At 48.3% G+C, this 1,305-nt stretch carries 2 pseudogenes; one reads left to right on the top strand and one right to left on the bottom strand.

From position 1 onward, the window contains the following. Positions 1–289, bottom strand: a pseudogene (locus tag C5B91_RS21010) (TATA-box-binding protein C); the annotation flags it as partial. 237 nt (positions 290–526) lie between these two features. On the opposite strand from C5B91_RS21010, the pseudogene C5B91_RS21015 reads away from it, so the two are divergent. Beyond that, positions 527–1,305, top strand: a pseudogene (locus tag C5B91_RS21015) (SAM-dependent DNA methyltransferase); the annotation flags it as partial.

Consider the following 1,305-nt stretch of genomic DNA (forward strand, 5'->3'; position numbering starts at 1 on the left):
TTTTATACCATTCGTCCTCGGCCTCCGAAAGGATACCACGATCTGTGAGTAACCTGAGGAATTCTGAGCGAGTAGCAGATGCTTCGTCCTCTGAGCCTGCCCCAGTGATAATGTACTTTCCCGTGCGGTAAACCGTGATTAGCGGTGCAGAGTCATTGAGACGGAAATAGGCACCTGGATATCTCTCTGGGTCGTAATCAACGACTTTACTCAATTCGCGTGCCACGGCCTCAAGATCTAACTCTATACCCAGAGATCCTGAAGCCACGATGTTCTCCACGCTAACCATTCTATGGGTCTCTATGTCACTTCTCTCATCTCGCTATATAATAAACTGCGGTAACTGACTACTCTTCATCGCAGATCTTTGCTGGACGCAAAAACCAGCAGGAATCGCAGATGTCCTGATGTGGCGTATCCTCAAGTACGAAAACGAAGGGAATTATCCGCGGATGATTCACCGACAGCCGGCGACTGTTTGCCAAGAGTATATATGATGATAGAGAGAATTGCCGTCAAGCGAAATATGTCTGTCCGAACCCCTATCGAAGGTCTCTCCTCAATCGAAAGCGGAGGCGACGTTATCGACTATGTTCTTGACTCAGAGGGACTAAACTACAATACCTTCGTTGAGGTGCCAAGCGGAATAAAGCGCAATCAAGGGAGGAATGATTGGTACGAAGCTCACCTAGTTGATGAGAACGGTGACGGAATGATTCGATATATCGAACTCGAAGCATCTGGGGACAGCCCAGCATTTAGCGATCTGAAGCGACACCTGAAACGACACGGTAGTCCGATCAACGAACTATTCACTATCATTGCATACAGGAAATCTGACGAGGGACCACTGACCAGTCCCCTGAACGATGACCTAACGTTCCTTCATATCGAGAAACAGTTCTCTTCAGAAGATGTTGAGGTAACCTTCAATCTCAACTTTTTCACCGTCAAGCGGTTCGGCGTCGAACCAGCGTATCTCGACTATCTTGACGACCTAACTGTGCACTCTGGACAAGGCCGAACGAGTCTCAAAGGAGACGTTGAGGATGTGTTCTCCATCCGAGAGGTCACACAGAGCTTCTATCAAGATTTCGGGGAGATCTTCCGCGAGGATCTTCAGGACGCAATTCATGGGTTGGTTGATCCCGAAGAAAACCTAAACGCATACACACGAACCGTTGTCAATCGAGTACTGTTCCTCTTATTCATTGAAGAGAAGGGATGGCTTGATGGGGACGTCGATTACGTCGAGAACAAGTACGAAGAGGTGGCTGAAGAGTCGGATTTGCACGTCTACGACGA

This window comes from Haloferax sp. Atlit-10N (assembly GCF_003586325.1).
Lineage (GTDB): Archaea > Halobacteriota > Halobacteria > Halobacteriales > Haloferacaceae > Haloferax > Haloferax prahovense.